General features: G+C 66.7%; 13 protein-coding genes, 1 other RNA gene and 1 pseudogene. 10 read left to right on the forward strand and 5 right to left on the reverse strand.

What is annotated here, in order from left to right:
• Nucleotides 1–93, forward strand: a pseudogene (locus tag WS75_RS32155) (amino acid ABC transporter ATP-binding protein); the annotation flags it as partial.
• Nucleotides 94–219: 126 nt separating this feature from the next.
• Here the strand turns inward: WS75_RS32155 and WS75_RS15150 are convergent.
• Together WS75_RS15150 and WS75_RS15155 are read right to left on the reverse strand one after the other, a co-directional pair.
• Nucleotides 220–5454: an autotransporter outer membrane beta-barrel domain-containing protein gene (locus tag WS75_RS15150; protein WP_059681212.1), complete on the reverse strand. Its 5235-nt coding sequence runs from the start codon at nt 5452–5454 to the stop codon at nt 220–222.
• 595 nt (nt 5455–6049) lie between these two features.
• Nucleotides 6050–6967 carry a class II glutamine amidotransferase gene (locus WS75_RS15155; RefSeq protein WP_059681213.1) on the reverse strand — a complete coding sequence of 306 codons (918 nt, stop codon included), beginning with the start codon at nt 6965–6967 and terminating at the stop codon, nt 6050–6052.
• Between the two features lie 201 nt (nt 6968–7168).
• Between WS75_RS15155 and pyrC the strand changes: the two genes are divergently transcribed.
• From pyrC to rnpB, 3 genes are all read left to right on the forward strand, one after another.
• A complete protein-coding gene (gene pyrC / locus WS75_RS15160; RefSeq protein ID WP_059681214.1) occupies nt 7169–8233 on the forward strand; it encodes a dihydroorotase in 1065 nt (354 codons plus the stop codon).
• The gene (locus tag WS75_RS15165) at nt 8230–9108 is read left to right on the forward strand and encodes a DUF3025 domain-containing protein (protein ID WP_059681215.1); all 879 of its coding nucleotides are present in this window, start codon (nt 8230–8232) and stop codon (nt 9106–9108) included. The genes pyrC and WS75_RS15165 overlap by 4 nt, the downstream gene beginning before the upstream one ends.
• A 12-nt stretch (nt 9109–9120) precedes the next feature.
• Nucleotides 9121–9532, forward strand: an RNA gene (gene rnpB, locus WS75_RS15170) — RNase P RNA component class A.
• A gap of 70 nt (nt 9533–9602) precedes the next feature.
• Here the strand turns inward: rnpB and WS75_RS15175 are convergent.
• Both WS75_RS15175 and WS75_RS34585 read right to left on the reverse strand, forming a co-directional pair.
• Complete coding sequence (locus WS75_RS15175; protein ID WP_081060216.1) at nt 9603–10067, reverse strand: OsmC family protein; 465 nt, start codon at nt 10065–10067, stop codon at nt 9603–9605.
• A 432-nt stretch (nt 10068–10499) separates the two neighbouring features.
• Nucleotides 10500–10805 carry a DUF1090 family protein gene (locus WS75_RS34585; protein WP_059681216.1) on the reverse strand — a complete coding sequence of 102 codons (306 nt, stop codon included), beginning with the start codon at nt 10803–10805 and terminating at the stop codon, nt 10500–10502.
• Nucleotides 10806–11117: 312 nt separating this feature from the next.
• Between WS75_RS34585 and rplM the strand changes: the two genes are divergently transcribed.
• The 3 genes from rplM to erpA all read left to right on the forward strand — a co-directional run bounded on the left by rplM (nt 11118) and on the right by erpA (nt 12529).
• Nucleotides 11118–11546: a 50S ribosomal protein L13 gene (rplM, locus tag WS75_RS15185; protein WP_009687896.1), complete on the forward strand. Its 429-nt coding sequence runs from the start codon at nt 11118–11120 to the stop codon at nt 11544–11546.
• 11 nt (nt 11547–11557) lie between these two features.
• Nucleotides 11558–11950: a 30S ribosomal protein S9 gene (rpsI, locus tag WS75_RS15190; protein ID WP_011883283.1), complete on the forward strand. Its 393-nt coding sequence runs from the start codon at nt 11558–11560 to the stop codon at nt 11948–11950.
• 207 nt (nt 11951–12157) lie between these two features.
• Nucleotides 12158–12529, forward strand: coding sequence for an iron-sulfur cluster insertion protein ErpA (gene erpA / locus WS75_RS15195; RefSeq protein ID WP_006751888.1), 372 nt, complete (start codon nt 12158–12160; stop codon nt 12527–12529).
• Between the two features lie 128 nt (nt 12530–12657).
• Here erpA and WS75_RS15200 read toward each other — a convergent pair whose 3' ends face one another.
• Complete coding sequence (locus WS75_RS15200) at nt 12658–13806, reverse strand: anhydro-N-acetylmuramic acid kinase (protein ID WP_059681217.1); 1149 nt, start codon at nt 13804–13806, stop codon at nt 12658–12660.
• A gap of 142 nt (nt 13807–13948) precedes the next feature.
• Here WS75_RS15200 and tyrS point away from each other — a divergent pair, with 142 nt between their 5' ends.
• From tyrS to WS75_RS15215, 3 genes are read left to right on the forward strand one after another with little or no spacing between them, the layout of a single operon-like run.
• Nucleotides 13949–15190, forward strand: coding sequence for a tyrosine--tRNA ligase (gene tyrS / locus WS75_RS15205; protein WP_059681218.1), 1242 nt, complete (start codon nt 13949–13951; stop codon nt 15188–15190).
• Nucleotides 15187–15645, forward strand: coding sequence for a D-aminoacyl-tRNA deacylase (gene dtd / locus WS75_RS15210; protein WP_006751891.1), 459 nt, complete (start codon nt 15187–15189; stop codon nt 15643–15645). Before tyrS ends, dtd begins: the two co-directional genes overlap by 4 nt.
• Nucleotides 15646–15668: 23 nt before the next feature.
• On the forward strand, nt 15669–16331 hold the full coding sequence (locus WS75_RS15215; RefSeq protein WP_059681219.1) for a histidine phosphatase family protein: 663 nt from the start codon (nt 15669–15671) through the stop codon (nt 16329–16331).
• Nucleotides 16332–16376: the final 45 nt, after the last annotated feature.

A 16376-nucleotide genomic window follows, 5' to 3' on the forward strand; every position in this document is an offset into this window, starting at 1 on the left:
GGCGCGATCGTCGAGGACGACCGCAAGGACGATTTCTTCTCGAATCCGAAGTCGGATCGCGCGAAGGACTTCCTCGCGAAAATCCTGCACTGAGCACGCGTGCGTCGCGCGCTTCGTGCGCGCGGAAAGCGCAAACCGCCCGGCCGAACGCCGGGCGGTTTTTTTTCGCCTGCCGTCCGTCGCCCGCCGCTGGCGACGAACGGATTCCGGCCCCCGGCGTTACCAGCTGTAGCGGTAGCCAACCTGCCCGGTGATGCCGCGCCGGTAATCGCCGCCGATGTTGCGCGCATATTTCACGTTCGCGTACAACTCGCCCGACTTGCCGAAGCCCGCGGTCACGCCAAGGCCGAGCTCGTACCACGTGCGGCCCAGGTGCGTCGCGAACGGCGTGCCGCCGACGACGGTCTGGCCTGGCGACAGGAAGTCGTGCAGCACGTCGGCCGTGAAGTACGGCGTCGCGGCGCCGCCACCCGCGTTCGCGTCGAGGTTTGGCCGGAAGATGCGCACGCCGACGCGTCCGCGCAACGCACTGGTCGTCGTGCCCGACACGGCCGACACATTGTCGTCGAACCCGTTCAGCTTCAGGTACTGGTACATCAGCTGCGCCTGCGGCTCGACCGCGATCGGTGTGCCGCCGATCCCGAACGGCTTGCCGACCTCCTGCGACAGTGCGATGCCGAAGCCGTTCTGCGATGCCTCGTTGCCGTAGCTGTCGCGATAGCGGTTGCCGTAGTGCGTGACCTGGCCGACGCTGTCGAAGTAGGTGCCGTCGGACAGGTAGCGCGTCCAGTAGCCGCCGATGCTCTGCGCGTGCATCTCGACCGAGCCCGTCGACGTCGACAGGCCCGCTGCGTCGGCGCGTGCCATGTCGCTGAAGCTCGCGTTCGCGACGCCGATGCTCGCCGTCACGCCCGCATGCGTGCTGCCGCCGCCGGGTGCCTGATCGAGCGTCCAGTCCTTGCCGAACTGCGCGAAGAACGTGCGCTCGTCGGCCGCGAAGCGGCCCGCGTTCGCATCGAGGCTCTGTCCGCCGATGCGGCCCCACACACCGTCGCGGTTGCCCGACGCCTGCTTCTCGAGGTTGTAGATGTCGCCGACGCGCTCGTGCAGCTTGCCGAGCGTCGAGAAGCCGTAGTCCGCGTTCAGCAGCGGCGTCATCGCATAGCCTGCGACGCCCGGACGGTACGCGAGATTGCCGCCGCCTTTGATGACGTTCGGGCCGACCGGATCGCCCGGGTCCGTCGGGTCGAGTTGCGAGCGCAGATACCAGCCGTTCGCATCGCTCTGTCCGCCTCGGTAGAGCCGGTATTCGTATGCGCCGGCCTGCACCGGGCCAGCGAGATGGAACGCCGATGCGGAGGTCGTGCCGCCGTTGGCCGTGACGACCACCGGAATCCCTTCGCCCGTCGTCTGCGCGCCGGTGCCGCCTGTGTTCGCGATCTTCAGCCCCGTCGTGCCGGTCGCGGCACCGCCGTTCACGATCAGCCGGTCGGTCGGCGAGGCATCGGCGCCGAGATAGGTGTTCAGCGCGATCGTGCCGCCGTTGCCGACGTAACTGCCGGTCGTCAGCGTCCGGTAGCTGCCTGCCGCCGTCGGCGCGCCGGACGGCGCGGCGAATGCAACCAGACCCGCGTTGTTCAGGCTGCTCAGCACGGAGCTGCCGGTCATGTGCCACGTGCTCGTGCCGTCCACGGTGAGCGCGACCGGATCGATCTTGCCGGTGAGGGTCGTGCCGTTCGTCAGGAACACGTTGCCGGTGCTCGACGCGTCCGACACGATGTCGCCAGCGAGATTCACGGCCGATGCGTTGAAGGTCGCGGTGCTCCCGTTCGCGAGGTCCAGCAGTGTGCCGTTGCCGGCCGTCACGACGGTGCCGTTGCGCACCGCGATATCGACCGTGCCGCCGCGCGCCGCGAACGCCGGCCCGGCGACGGACGCGACGCTGCCGCCGTCGACGAGCACTGCGCTCGTCGCGCCGGTCGCGAGCGTGTCGGTGCTCAGCACGCCGGCCGTCGCGCCCTTGAGCGTCGTGCCGGTCAGCGCGAGCACGCCGCCGCCGTCGACCGTCGCGCCGTTGCCGGCCGCGCTCGTGATCGACGAACCCGTGTCGCCGATGCGGCCGCCGTTCCGTACGACGAGGCCGTCGGCTGCCGTGCCCGCCGTGGAGACCTTCGCGCCCGACAGCAGTGCGGTCGCGCCGCCGCCCGCCACGATCGCGTGCGCGCCGGCACCCGTCGTCGTGACGGTCGTACCGTCGGCCGCGAGCGTCGAATCCGGGCCCGTCACGAAGAGGCCGCGCGCGTCGTCGCCGACGGTGCGCACGACGGTCGCCGCATCGGTCGCGATGCGCGCGCCGGCGCCCGTCGACGACAGTCCGTCGGCGCCGGCGCCGGTCGTGCCGATCTGCGTACCTGACAGCACGATCGTCGTGTTCGAGCCGAGGTTGTCGATGCCGTTGCCCACGCCCCCCACCGCGATCGACGTCGCGCCGGCTGCGATCCCGCCGCCCGACACGGTCGAGTCGATCAGCACGCCGTCGGCGCTGCCCTTCGCGACGACGGTGCCCGCGCCCGACAGGGCGACCGACGCGCCGGTACCCGTCAGGTGAACGCCGGCGATGCCGTCGTCCGCCTCGATCGTGCCCGCGTTGGCAAGCGTTGCCGACGCGCCCTGCACGAGCGCACCGGTGCCGTTCGATACGCGGATCGCCGACGCGTTGTTCACCGTGCCGAGCGTGCCGATGACAACCCCCGTCGAGCCGGCGCCGGTCAGCAGCACCGTATTGCGGTTCTCGAGCGTGCCGAGGTTTTGCGCGACGAAGCCGGTCACGCCGGCCGTCGACGACGCGACCGCCGCGTTGTTGGTCAGCGTCGTCGCGACCGGCGTTCCGGCGTTCGCTCCGGTAAGGGCGTGTGCCTGGCCGTCGACGGTGCCCGCGATCGCGCCGGCCGCATTCAGGTCGATGGTCGCGCCCGAGTCGATCGTGCCCTCCGCGCCGCCTTCGACTGCGACCGCGATGCCGTCCGCGCCGTTGACGTTGTAGGTGGCGTGGCCCGTGGACAGCGTCGTGCCGGCACCCGTGGCGAGCACGCCGCGCGCGCGCTGGCCGTTCACGTCGGTCGTCAGCGTGCCGGCCGCCGACGCGCCCGTATAGGCCGCGCCGCCCGCGATGCGGAACAGCGTCGAATCGTCGGTATCGACGCTCAGGTGCTGCGCGGCGACGTTGATCTTCGAGCCAGCGCCGTATGCGTAGAAACCGATCTGGTTCGTGCCGGACATGAAGGCGGGCACGGCGTTGGCGTCGACGTTGATCGTCGCGCCCGAGCGCGCGTGGACGCCGATCGCGCCGTTACCGGTCAGGTTGAGCGCGCCGTCGACCGTGGCCTTCGCGCGCGGCCCTTCGGCCCACACGCCATAGTTGCGCGTGTCCGACGCCGAATCGAGCCCGCCGGCCACGTTGATCGTGCCGGTCGACGTCGCGGCCGTCGCGGTCGAACCGGTGCCGACCACCATGATGCCGATGCCGTTCACGCCGTTCAGCGTGATCGTGCCCGTGTTGGTCACGGTCGCGGCCGTATTGGCCGCGAGCATGCCGACGTTGGCGAACGGCGTACCGGGTGCCGCACCGTTCACGATGATCGTGCCCGCGTTGCGCAGCGTGCCGGACGACGAACCGATGCTCGCCATCCCGGCGCCGTTTTGCGTCTGCGAGCCGATCACGATCGAGCCGAGGTTGCTGGCGGTGCCCGATGCGCCGAGCAGGAGCCCGTAGGAATGCGCGGACAGCGCGACGTCGTTCGCCGCTGCCCCTGGTCCGTATTGTGCCGCACGGCCGAGATAGATCGTGCCGCCGGCCGCGTTCGTGAAGGCGCCGCCGGCCACGAAGCCGCCGATCACCTGGCTGTCGAGCGTCGTCGCGTTGACGCCGACGTTGATCGTGCCGGCGTTCGACGCGTTCGCACCGTTCGTCACGGCCACCGCGTAGTTCTGCAGGTCGGGGCGGTTGCCGTCGAGCGTCCATGCGCCGACGTTCATCACCCCGTTGTTGACGAACGAGGTACCGGTGCCGCTTGCGTACACGCCATTGCCCTCGGTGTACGCGTGGAAGCCGAAGTTGTCGGGCGGCGCGCTGCTGCTCGTGTCGAAATTGTCGCCGGACGCATAGCCGGACGAGATCGTGCCGCTGTTGACGCCGCTCGCGCCGCTCAGCAGGCGCACCAGCGTGAAGTCGCCCGACAGGCGGCCGTCGTTGACGAAGTGCGCGCCGTTTTCCGCGAGGACGGCCGAACTCGAGACGATCGTATTGGTGCCGCGGAAGTCGATCTGGCCGTCCTTGCCGATTTGCAGTGTCGCGTTCGCGCCCGTGCCGTGCATCGCCGACAGATGATCGATCGGCAGCGTGTTCTTGTCGCCCGACGATACGTTGTTCTGATACTGGAAGGTTTGCTGCGAGAACGTGACGGCCTGGCCGAACGCGCTGTCGTAGGCGGCCTGCGAGCCGAGCGCGCCGCTTTGCACCGAGCGCACGAGAAAGTCGTTGTACGCGGCGAGCGACGCGGCGTCGGTGACGGTCCACGTGCTGCCGTCGAATGCGGTGAAGGTGCCCGCGTAGGCCGGGACGTCGACCTGGAGATTGCCAACGGCACCGCCGCTCGCGAGATAGTCGCCGGTGCCGAGCCAGACCTGGTTGCGCGAATTCCAGTTGACGACGCTTTTTGCTGAGCCGGCGCCGTCCGCGAAGGTCAGGTCGGTCTGCTTCGGCGCGATCGAGATCGCGTTGCCGGCCGCGTCTGGCGCATTCGCGGGATTGCCGATCGACACGTTCAACGTGCCGCCGGTGTTGTCGACGGTGCCGATCCGCAGGTTCACGTACTGGTTCCCGTTCACGTCATGGTAGACGGGCACCTCGTTCGAGCCGGCCGTCGACGCAGCGAATGCGGACGAGCTGTACGTGGCGATCGACGTATGGGTGCCCGTAATCGTGTCGGGCGTGCTGACGCTCTGCGTCTTGCCGCCGAGTGACAGCAGCGGCTGGTTCGGGTTGCCCGACACGATGGACGTATTGCCGATCGGCGTGAGCGTATAGCCGGGGTCGCCGGCGGCACCCGTCCATGCACCCGTCACGCCGACCGTGTCGCCGCCCGACACGGTCGTGGCGCCGGCCAGGTTGTCGTTGACGGTTGGGCTGACGCTGCCGAGCGCGCAACTGCCGCCGCTCGCGACCGCCGAACCGTCACCGCAGGTCGATGCGTACGCGGAGCCGGCCGACAGCGCGGCCAGCGCGGCCCCGAGCGCGGCGACGCGCAGCGGCGAGCGGCGGATCGCCGTGCGGCCGTCACGGCGGCTTGCGGCCGATTGGTTGCCCGAACGCTTGCCGCGCGCCCGGGCCGTTTCCGCAACCGCGACCCAGCAGCCGGCGGTTTCGCTCCATATCGATCGAAATGAGTGATTCACGACAAGCCCCTCTTTCTTCTTTTGAAGTGGTATTCGCCGTCTGCGGCGAATGCGCATTCCACGGTGATGTGTGTTTCGAATGGGCGTGCGGCAGCCATGGCTGCGTCGAGTGCCAATCAGGATTCGTTACACCGAAGATGGAGCGAGTCTACTAATCGACGGGATGGTCGATTTTCGAAAAATCAAGATATGTGGGGATGGTAACGGTATGGAGTGGTATTTATGGATTGTGTGGTTAATCGAACTGAAAGCCTTGGTGGGGAAGGGTTTGGTTGGCTTTCCTATAGACCGGGCGGAATCGCCAGGTCGGTGGGATAACGCACGGTCAGTATCGGGCTCGTGCTTTAAACTACGGCTTCCGGATTATCCGTTTTAGACCGCTTTTATCTTGTTTTTTATCGGTTAATTATTTTCGCTTGAAAATTAATAAAATAAAAGCGGATGTTGTGTGGCGATGATCGCGTGCATCCAATGGTGATCTGAATGAAACGCGAAACGTCGCCGGGCGGAGACTTTCATTGCCGGTGATCACCGGCAGTGATGCGCGCGCACAAGCGGAAGGCGGGAAGGGCGGGCGCCCGGGAGCGCGGCGCGCTCAGTAGTCGATCGGGTCGTCGGCGTCGTCCGCGGTGCTGGCCGCCACCGCCTCGCGCCGCACACCGCCGCACGGGGCCGACGCCGATGCGTCGAGCGCCGGGTTGCGCAGCTTCTCGAGCACGCGTTCGGGCACCGGAATCTGCATCCGCGCGGTGACGTCGCCGCACTGGAACATGATCAGCTCGCCCGGTTCGAACGAGGTCCAGATTTCGTTGTCGGTCAACGGCTGCGTGGCGATCACCGCGACGCGATCCTCGGGCGTCGTGTATTTCGCAAAGTCGATTGACAGGTCTTCGTCGACCAGATGCGCGGTCGAGAACGGCCAGCGCCGCACGATGTAGTGCAGCCGCGTCGAGCAGTGCGCGAAGAGCGCCTGGCCGTTCGACATCAGGAAGTTGAACACGCCGTGATCGGTGATGCCGCGCGTCAGCTCGCCGACGCGCTCGAACAGCTCCGGCAACGGCGGCTGCGCGCCGGGGAACGCTTCGCGCAGCCCCTGCATCAGCACGCAGAACGCCTTCTCGCTGTCGGTCGTGCCGACCGGATGGTAGACGCTGCCGTCGAGGTCGGGTTCGTAGTCCTGCAGATCGCCGTTATGCGCGAAGATCCAGTGCCGCCCCCACAGCTCGCGCATGAACGGGTGGCTGTTCTCGAGCAGGATGTGACCCTGTGTGGCCTTGCGGATGTGCGCGATCGTGTTCTTGGACTTGATCGGGTAGCGCTTCACCATTTCGGCGATCGGCGACGTGGCCGACGCCTGCTGGTCGATGAACAGGCGACACGCCTTGTCCTCGAAGAACGCGATCCCCCAGCCGTCGGCATGGTGATCGGTGAGGCCGCCCCGGGCCGCGAAACCTGTGAAGGAGAATGTGACGTCCGTCGGCGCGGCGCAGTTCATTCCTAGAAGTTGGCACATTTTACTTGGGGCGGGGGCGGAAGCTGGGTAACCAACCGGGTGAACCCCGGTACAATGTGGCTTCTAGCATATCACCGAGCCTTGAGCGGAAAAAAGCGGATTCCGCCGGCCGAAGGCCTCGTGTTGCGGTTTGCCGTCAGTCGGGCCGCGCACGTGCGTTCCGGCCCCGCAGATGGCCAGCCCGTTCCTACAACGCCTCCTATGACTGCCTCGAACGCTTCCTCTCCGGCGACGCTCACGCTCGCCCGTCCCGACGACCTGCACTTGCACCTGCGCGACGGCGACATGCTGGCCGCGGTGCTGCCGCACACGGCGCGCCAGTTCGCCCGCGCGATCGTCATGCCGAACCTGAAGCCGCCCGTCACGACCACCGCGCAGGCACAGGCGTATCGCGAGCGAATCCTGGCCGCGCTGCCGGCGGGCATGGCGTTCGAGCCGCTGATGACGCTGTACCTGACCGACAACACGGCGCCCGACGAAATCATCCGCGCGCGCGACAGCGGCTTCGTGCATGGCGTGAAGCTGTATCCGGCCGGCGCGACGACGAACTCCGACCATGGCGTCAGCGATCTCGCGAAGTGCGCGAAGACGCTCGAGGTCATGCAGGAAACCGGCATGCCGCTGCTCGTGCATGGCGAGGTGACCGATCCGGCGATCGACATGTTCGATCGCGAGAAGGTGTTCATCGACCGCGTGATGACGCCGCTGCGGCGCGATTTCCCTGGCCTGAAGGTCGTGTTCGAGCACATCACGACGAAGGACGCGGCCGACTACGTGCGCGACGCCGACGCGGCGCCGGGCCTGCTCGGCGCGACGATCACGCCGCAGCACATGCTGTACAGCCGCAACGCGCTGTTCGTCGGCGGGATTCGCCCGCATTACTACTGCCTGCCGGTGCTGAAGCGCGAAACGCACCGCGTCGCGCTCGTCGAAGCCGCGACGTCGGGCAACCCGCGCTTCTTCCTCGGCACCGACAGCGCGCCGCACGCGCGCGACGCGAAGGAAACCGCGTGCGGGTGCGCGGGCTGCTACACGGCATTACACGCGCTCGAGCTGTATGCGGAAGCGTTCGACCAGGCCGGCGCGCTCGACAAGCTGGAGAATTTCGCGAGCCGTTTCGGCGCCGATTTCTACGGGCTGCCGCACAGCACCGAGACGATCACGCTGCGCCGCGAGACGTGGGAACTGCCGCGCGAGGTCTTCGCGGGCGATACGCCGGTCGTGCCGCTGCGCGCCGGCGAAACGATCGGCTGGAAGTTCGCGTGACCGGCACGCCGCCGCGCGGGGCCGGCCTGACGGCCGGCGGCGGGGCGGCGGTATTCGCGCAGATCGACTGGTCAGCGCCGTGGCTCGCGCCTTACGCGGCGCCCGGTCGTGCGCTGCAGGCGGCTGCGATCACGGGCGAGACCGCGTTGCTCGACGCGTTGAACGGTGCGCTGCGCGGCGGTACGCGGGCGAGCGGCCGCGGCCGGCCGCTGCGCTTCGTGCCGCAGGCGGAGCTGCCGCCAGGCATCGCATACGAAACGCATATCGCCGACACGGGCGGCGTCCCGACCCGCCACAATCTTCATGACTTCTTCAATGCGCTCGTCTGGTTCGCGTATCCGCGCACCAAGGCCGCGCTGAACGCACGCCAGGCCGCGGCGATCGACGCCGCGGGCGGTGTCGGTCCCGTGCGCGGCACGCTGCGCGATGCGCTCACGCTGTTCGACGAGAACGCCGCGCTGTTCGTGACGTCCGACCGCGCGCTCGCCGACGCGCTGCGCGGCTTCAACTGGCAGCTGCTGCTGGTGGCGGCGCGCGACGCGTGGGGCACGCGCTGCGAGGCGCGGCTCGTCGGCCATGCGCTGCTCGAGAAGCTCGTCACGCCGTACAAGTCCTGCACCGCGCACACGTGGATCGTCGAAGTGAGCGACGACTATTTCTCGTGGCCCGACGCGCAGCGTGCCGCGCATGTCGATGAGCGGATCGCCGGCGAATTCGCGACCCGTGACCTGACGAGCCGTGATTTCGCGCCGCTCCCGGTGCTCGGCGTGCCGGGCTGGTGTGACGCGAATGCCGCGCCCGCGTTCTACGACGATCCGGCGGTTTTCCGCAGCGGCCGCCGTTCGCGCGCTGCCGGCGGCGGCGCGCAGTGCTAGAATGCGCGTCGCAAAGCAGGCCAGGCAGTCGCGGCCTCGCCGCCTTCGGGCAGGCGAGGGCGAGGAAAGTCCGGACTCCACAGGGCAGGGTGATGGCTAACGGCCATCCGTGGCGACACGCGGAACAGGGCAACAGAAAGCAAACCGCCGATGGCCCGGCGCAAGCCGGGATCAGGTAAGGGTGAAACGGTGCGGTAAGAGCGCACCGCGGCGACGGCGACGTTCGCCGGCACGGTAACCTCCACCCGGAGCAATTCCAAGTAGGCAGGCGCGCATTTTCGGATGCAGGACGGGGCCCCCGTCTCGTCTGCGGGTAGGAAGCTTGAGCGCGTCAGCAATGGCGCGCCTAGAGGAATGGCTGCCACGCGCTGTGCGCTTCGGCGCGCAGCGTGCACAGAATCCGGCTTATCGGCCTGCTTTGCCGCTCGAATGCGAAAGGGCCGGCGCTCCGTCAGGAGCGCCGGCCCTTTTTTTCATGCGTGGCTGCCGGGCGTTCAGGCCGCGACGATGTCGAACGAATGCGTGAGCTCGGCCGTCTTCGCGATCATGATCGACGCGGAGCAGTACTTGTCGTGTGACAGGTTGATCGCGCGCTCGACCGTCGCCGGGTTCAGGTTGCGGCCCGTAACGGTGAAGTGGAAGTGGACCTTCGTGAACACCTTCGGATCTTCGCTCGCGCGCTCGGCCTTCAGCGTGACCGAGCAGCCGGTGACTTCCTGGCGGCTCTTCTTCAGGATCAGCACGACGTCGTACGCGGTGCAGCCGCCGGTGCCGACCAGCACCATTTCCATCGGGCGCGGCGCGAGATTATGGCCGCCACCTTCCGGTGCGCCGTCCATCGCGACGAGGTGCCCGCTTCCGGTCTGGGCGGAAAACGCCATGCCGTCCTGACCCATCCAGCTTACTTTGCATTCCATGCTTGCACTCCAGCGTTGCCTGATTCGGATTCGATCACGCATTGTAGCCCGCGGTGCAATAGTCGGCTGATGCGCTGCACGACGCGCAACGTCGCGCCGCCGCACACGGCGCCTGGCGGGGCGCCGAACGCCAATTTCCTGGCTGGTTTTAGGGGTATTACTCTAGATGCACCGGGTTTCCGGTTGCGCTATTTTCCCCAATGTATTGATTTTAAAAGAGAAAGCGCGCTCGTTCGTGAAGTTCGTCACATTTCGCATCATGGTGTGAGATTTCGTAATGCAAATTTTCTTGTGATGTCGGCGGTGCGTTCGTATAATGAGCCTCATTGGTTGTCGCGCGGCGGCAACCTCCGCATGTCTCCTCCACCCTCCTCCTAAGGTGGATTAAGCCCGAACCAGCCGTTCGGGCTTTTTTTCGTCCCATGCAAGCATCGGCGCGCAGTTTGCACGCTCCGATGCGTGTCGTTGACGCCGTTACGCGGGCTGTCGTGCGACTGCCTGCGATGCCGCGCCGGTTGGCGTGTCGGTCGAACCGGCGGAAGGCGGCGGGACCTGCGCGGCCGATGCGTGTCCATGACCGCGCGCGCAGAAGTGGCGTACGCGTTCGCGTACCGCGCGCAGGCGGGCGATGCGATCTTCGGCATGGGCGCCGCGAGCGTCGGCGATACGGGTGTCGAGTGCGTCGAGCTTGGCCTCGCAGCCGGCCCGGGCCGCGACGGCGGGCGCGGCGGCGGCCAGCAGCGCGGCCGCGAGAAGGGGCGTAAGTCGTTGATTCATCATGCTTGCTTGTTGTTTTTCCGTTGTCGGCCGGTCTGGCGCGGCAAGGTCAGGTACCGCGCGTCGATGGGTGCCTCCCCGGGCGCTCGGTTCGCCTGGCATATCGGGGCACGACCGGATTTTGGCCCATTTCGGGTGCCGCCGGCACGGGACGTGGATTCTTTTTGACCGCGCTACCGTATTTCCTTTATAATTCAGGGCTTTTCCGCATTCATGCCCACGGAAAAAGAACAGGGAGAGCCTGCACCGCGCCTCGAAGCGCACACAGACAAGCAGGAAGAACACATCGGGCAAAGCATTTTTTTTGGATCGATCATGAAGACGTTTTCCGCAAAAGCCCATGAGGTGACGCGTGAATGGTACGTGATTGACGCGACGGATAAGGTTCTCGGCCGTGTTGCCAGCGAAGTGGCACGCCGTCTGCGCGGCAAGCACAAGCCTGAGTTCACCCCGCACGTCGACACTGGTGATTTCATCATCATCATCAACGCAAGCAAGTTGAAGGTCACGGGCAACAAGACTCTGGACAAGAAGTACTACCGTCACTCGGGCTACCCGGGCGGTATCTATGAAACGACGTTCGGCAAGATGCAAGAACGCTTCCCGGGCCGTGCGCTCGAGAAGGCGGTCAAGGGCATGCTGCCGAAGGGCCCGCTCGGCTACGCGATGATCAAGAAGCTGAAGGTCTACGCTGAAGCGACGCATCCGCACTCGGCTCAACAGCCGAAAGCGCTCGAGATCTAAGGGGAGCCCACATGATCGGTAACTGGAACTACGGTACGGGCCGCCGCAAGAGCGCAGTCGCACGTGTCTTCATCAAGGCTGGCAAGGGCGACATCATCGTCAACGGCAAGCCCATCGCTGACTACTTCTCGCGCGAAACGTCGCTGATGATCGTGCGTCAACCGCTGGAACTCACGAACCACGGCCAGACGTTCGACATCAAGGTGAACGTCAATGGCGGCGGCGAAACGGGTCAGGCAGGCGCAGTGCGCCACGGCATCACCCGCGCGCTGATCGACTACGATGCGACGCTGAAGCCGTCGCTGTCGAACGCAGGTTTCGTCACGCGCGATGCACGTGAAGTCGAGCGTAAGAAGGTTGGTCTGCGCAAGGCACGTCGCGCAAAGCAGTTCTCGAAGCGTTAATTCTGCTTCATGGCCGCGCCGCTTCCGGGCGGCGTTCGCCGGAAAAACCGCCAGTTTTCGCGCTGGCGGTTTTTTTATGCCCGCGCGGCGGTGCCCCGCGGGCGGTTTCCTTTACGGAAATCAACAAGAACCTATTGATTTCATGGACATCAGCACGATCTTCTGATCGGCCCTACAATAGCGGCTAAAGCTTTTTGGAGAGTTCGCATGAACGCTGTTACCGAATCCGCAGCAACGACCGCCGAAATGCCGGTACCGTTCGTCTTCACTGACGCCGCGGCCGACAAGGTCAAGCAACTGATCGACGAAGAGGGCAATCCCGACCTGAAGCTGCGCGTATTCGTGCAGGGTGGCGGCTGCTCGGGCTTCCAGTATGGCTTCACGTTCGACGAGGAAGTCAACGAGGACGACACCGTGATGAACAAGAACGGCGTCCAGCTCCTGATCGACTCAATGAGCTACCAGTACCTGGTCGGCGCCGAGATCGACTACAAGGACGACCTCAACGGCGCCCAGTTCGTGATCAAGAACCCGAACGCAACGACCACCTGCGGGTGCGGCTCGTCGTTCTCGGTCTGAGCGCACGACGGAACCTGTCCGGTTCGCCGGAATGAAAAACGGGGCTTCATGCCCCGTTTTTTGTGCCCATGGGCGGCGCGAACCGCCGAACCGAGCGGCCTGCGTGTCATCGCATCCTGGGCCATCCCTCAGCGCGGATAAAGCGCGCCGAGTACGCGCGCGTCCGCGGCACCCGTCACGCTCGCGAGGTTGCCGGGCTGGCGCGCGGTGAAGCGATACGCGAGCCAAGCGAACGCGAGCGCTTCGACCTGCTGCGGCGGCACGCCGAGCGCAGCGGTCGTATCCACCGTTGCCGGCACGCCAGCCTCGCGCAGTGCATCCGCGAGCGCGGCGAGCAGCACCGGATTGCGGGCGCCGCCGCCGCAGACGAACACGGCCCTGCAATCCGTCGCATGCTGCGCGACTTCGCGGGCGACCGAGATGGCGGTGAGCGCCGTCAGCGTCGCCTGCACGTGTTCCGGCGCGACCTGCGCGAACGCGGCGAGCTTCGCGTCGAGCCACGCGGGATTGAACAGGTCGCGGCCGGTGCTTTTCGGCGGCAGCGCGGCGAAGTAAGGCTCGTCGAGCAGCGCGTCGAGCAGCGGCGCGTGCACGGTGCCGCGCGCGGCGAACTTGCCGCCGTCGTCGTACGGCTTGCCGAGGTGGCGCGTCGCCCATGCGTCGAGCAGCGCGTTCGCGGGCCCGCAGTCGAAGCCGCGCACGTCGCCGCCATCACCGGGCAGGATCGTGATGTTGCTGATGCCGCCGAGGTTGCAGACGACCCGCGTCTCGCCCGGCGCGCCGAACATCGTCGCATGGAACGCAGGCGCGAGCGGCGCGCCGTGGCCGCCGGCCGCGACGTCGCGGCTCCGGAAATCGGCGATCACGTCGATATGGGCAAGCTCCGCGAGCAGTGCCGGATTGTTGAGCTGGCGCGTGTAGCCGCGCTCGGGACGGTGCCGGACCGTCTGGCCATGCACGCCGATCGCGCGGATCTCGTCGCGCGACAGGCCGGCGGTGCGCTGCAACTCGTGACAGCACACCGCGTAGCGTGCGACGAGCGCGTTCGCCGCGACCGATTCGCGATCGATCTCGTTGTCGCCGGGCTGCTGCAGCGCGAACAGCGCGTCGCGCAGCGATTGCGCGAAGCCGACGAACGCTTCCGCGAGCACGACCGGCGCGCGGCCGGTCTCGAAACGCACGGCGACGCCGTCGACGCCGTCCATGCTGGTTCCCGACATCAGTCCGAAGTAGATGCCGTCGGCCGGATTGGCGGGTTGCGGATGTCGTTGCGGCACGATGGGTTCTCCTGGATCGAGCGGCGCGGGCCGGTGCCACGCGCCTTGCGCCCGATTATCCGCGCAACCTGACGCATCGTTAAGCGATGCACGCGCAAGTTATGGGAAAATCCCTGTCTTTGCGACATTCTTCCCGGCACCGATGAGCACCGAACCCAGTTCCAAGCCTGTTTTCCCGATTACCGACGAAGTCCGCCATGCGCTCGCCGTCACGAAGCGCGGTGTCGACGAACTGCTGATCGAGGAAGAGTTCGCGCAGAAGCTCGCGCGCAGCGCGGCTACCGGCACGCCGCTGCGCATCAAGCTCGGCCTTGATCCGACCGCGCCCGACATCCACATCGGCCATACGGTCGTGCTGAACAAGATGCGTCAGCTGCAGGATCTCGGCCACACCGTGATCTTCCTGATCGGTGATTTCACGTCGCTGATCGGCGACCCGTCGGGCCGCAACGCGACGCGTCCGCCGCTCACGCGCGAACAGATCGAGTCGAACGCGAAGACCTACTTCGAACAGGCCGCGCTCGTGCTCGACCGCGCAAAGACCGAAATTCGCTACAACAGCGAATGGTCGATGCCGCTCGGCGCGGACGGGATGATCAAGCTCGCGTCGCGCTACACGGTCGCGCGGATCCTCGAGCGCGAGGATTTCACGAAGCGCTTCCAGAGCGGCGTGCCGATCTCGATCCACGAATTCCTGTACCCGCTGATGCAGGGTTACGACTCGGTCGCGCTGAACGCCGACCTCGAACTCGGCGGCACCGACCAGAAGTTCAACCTGCTCGTCGGCCGCGAACTGCAGAAGCAGTACGGCCAGGAACAGCAATGCATCCTGACGATGCCGCTGCTCGAAGGCCTCGACGGCGTCGAGAAGATGTCGAAGTCGAAGGGCAACTACGTCGGCATCAGCGAGAAGCCGACCGACATGTTCGGCAAGCTGATGAGCATCTCGGACACGCTGATGTGGCGTTACTTCGAACTGCTGTCGTTCCGCAGCCTCGACGAAATCGCCGGTTTCAAGCGCGACGCCGAAGGCGGCCGCAATCCGCGCGACTTCAAGGTGCTGCTCGCGCAGGAGATCGTCGCGCGCTTCCACTCGCAGGCCGACGCCGAGCGTGCGCTCGAAGATTTCAATCACCGCGCGAAGGGCGGCGTGCCGGACGACATCCCGTCGGTCACGCTCGCGGGCGCGCCGCTCGCGATCGGTCAGCTGCTGAAGCAGGCGGGCCTCGTGCCGTCAACGAGCGAAGCACTGCGCAACATCGAGCAAGGTGGCGTGAAGATCGACGGTGCGACGGTGTCCGACAAGGGCCTGAAGGTCGAGGCCGGCGAGTTCGTCGTCCAGGTCGGCAAGCGCCGCTTCGCGCGCGTCACGCTGACGGCATGATCGCGCTGATCCAGCGCGTGAAGCGCGCCGACGTGCGTGTCGGCGACCGCACGACGGGCGAGATCGGCGCAGGGCTGCTCGCGCTCGTCTGCGCGGAGCGCGGCGACACCGAGGCCGCGGCCGACAAGCTGCTCGCGAAGCTGCTCGGCTATCGCGTATTCAGCGACGCGGCCGGCAAGATGAACCTGCCGGTGTCGAACATCGACGGCGCGGGCGGCGCCGGCGGTCTGCTGCTCGTGTCGCAGTTCACGCTCGCCGCCGATACCAATAGCGGGCTGCGGCCGAGCTTCACGCCGGCCGCGCCGCCCGACGAAGGCGCGCGCCTGTTCGACTATTTCGTCGCGGCCGCGCGGGAGCGTCATCCGGTCGTCGAGACGGGCGAATTCGGCGCGGACATGCAGGTGTCGCTCGTCAACGACGGTCCCGTGACGTTCTGGCTGCAAGTGCGGCCCTGATTCTTTCCCGGAGACGCGCCGCGATGACCACCACGCAGATTCTCTTCATTCGCCATGGCGAGACCGCCTGGAACCGCATCAAGCGCATTCAGGGCCATATCGATATTCCGCTCGCCGACACGGGGCTTGCGCAGGCGCAGCGGCTGGCCGTCCGGCTCGCGCGGGAAGCGCACGAAGGGCAGCGGATCGACGCGATCTATTCGAGCGACCTGATGCGCGCGCAGCAGACCGCGCAACCCTTTGCCGATGCGCTTGGGCTGCCGCTGCGGTTGCGCGAAGGGCTGCGCGAACGCGCGTACGGCGTGTTCCAGGGGCATGACAGCACCGAGATCGAGACGCTGTTTCCGGATGCCTACGCCGCGTGGCAGACGCGCGACCCGGGTTTCGCGCCCGACGGCGGCGAGTCGCAGCGCGAGTTCTATCATCGCGTGCTGCATGCGCTCGAGCCGATCGTCGCCGCGCATCAGGGCGGGCGCATCGCATGCGTCGCGCACGGCGGCGTGCTTGATTGCGTGTATCGCTTTGCAAACGGTCTCGACCTGTCGGCGCCGCGCAGCTATCAGTTGCTCAACACCAGCATCAACGTCGTCGATTACGCCGATGGCCGTGCGCAAGTCGTGCAATGGGCCGACGTATCGCATCTGGATACCGCGAGCGACGACGACGGGTATCGCAAGGTACTTTGATGCGGGCATGCCGGCTACGCCGGCGTGACCGACCGGGGGCCGCCT

The sequence above is a fragment of the Burkholderia sp. FL-7-2-10-S1-D7 genome (genome assembly GCF_001524185.1).
Classification (GTDB): Bacteria; Pseudomonadota; Gammaproteobacteria; order Burkholderiales; family Burkholderiaceae; genus Burkholderia; species Burkholderia diffusa.

Excerpts from the sequence above, each read along its gene's own strand:
- WS75_RS15155 (WP_059681213.1), bottom strand. The coding sequence starts at position 6,967 with ATGTGCCAACTTCTAGGAATGAACTGCGCCGCGCCGACGGACGTCACA.
- pyrC (WP_059681214.1), top strand. The coding sequence starts at position 7,169 with ATGACTGCCTCGAACGCTTCCTCTCCGGCGACGCTCACGCTCGCCCGT.
- WS75_RS15175 (WP_081060216.1), bottom strand. The coding sequence starts at position 10,067 with ATGCGTGATCGAATCCGAATCAGGCAACGCTGGAGTGCAAGCATGGAA.
- WS75_RS34585 (WP_059681216.1), bottom strand. The coding sequence starts at position 10,805 with ATGATGAATCAACGACTTACGCCCCTTCTCGCGGCCGCGCTGCTGGCC.
- rplM (WP_009687896.1), top strand. The coding sequence starts at position 11,118 with ATGAAGACGTTTTCCGCAAAAGCCCATGAGGTGACGCGTGAATGGTAC.
- rpsI (WP_011883283.1), top strand. The coding sequence starts at position 11,558 with ATGATCGGTAACTGGAACTACGGTACGGGCCGCCGCAAGAGCGCAGTC.
- erpA (WP_006751888.1), top strand. The coding sequence starts at position 12,158 with ATGAACGCTGTTACCGAATCCGCAGCAACGACCGCCGAAATGCCGGTA.
- tyrS (WP_059681218.1), top strand. The coding sequence starts at position 13,949 with ATGAGCACCGAACCCAGTTCCAAGCCTGTTTTCCCGATTACCGACGAA.
- dtd (WP_006751891.1), top strand. The coding sequence starts at position 15,187 with ATGATCGCGCTGATCCAGCGCGTGAAGCGCGCCGACGTGCGTGTCGGC.
- WS75_RS15215 (WP_059681219.1), top strand. The coding sequence starts at position 15,669 with ATGACCACCACGCAGATTCTCTTCATTCGCCATGGCGAGACCGCCTGG.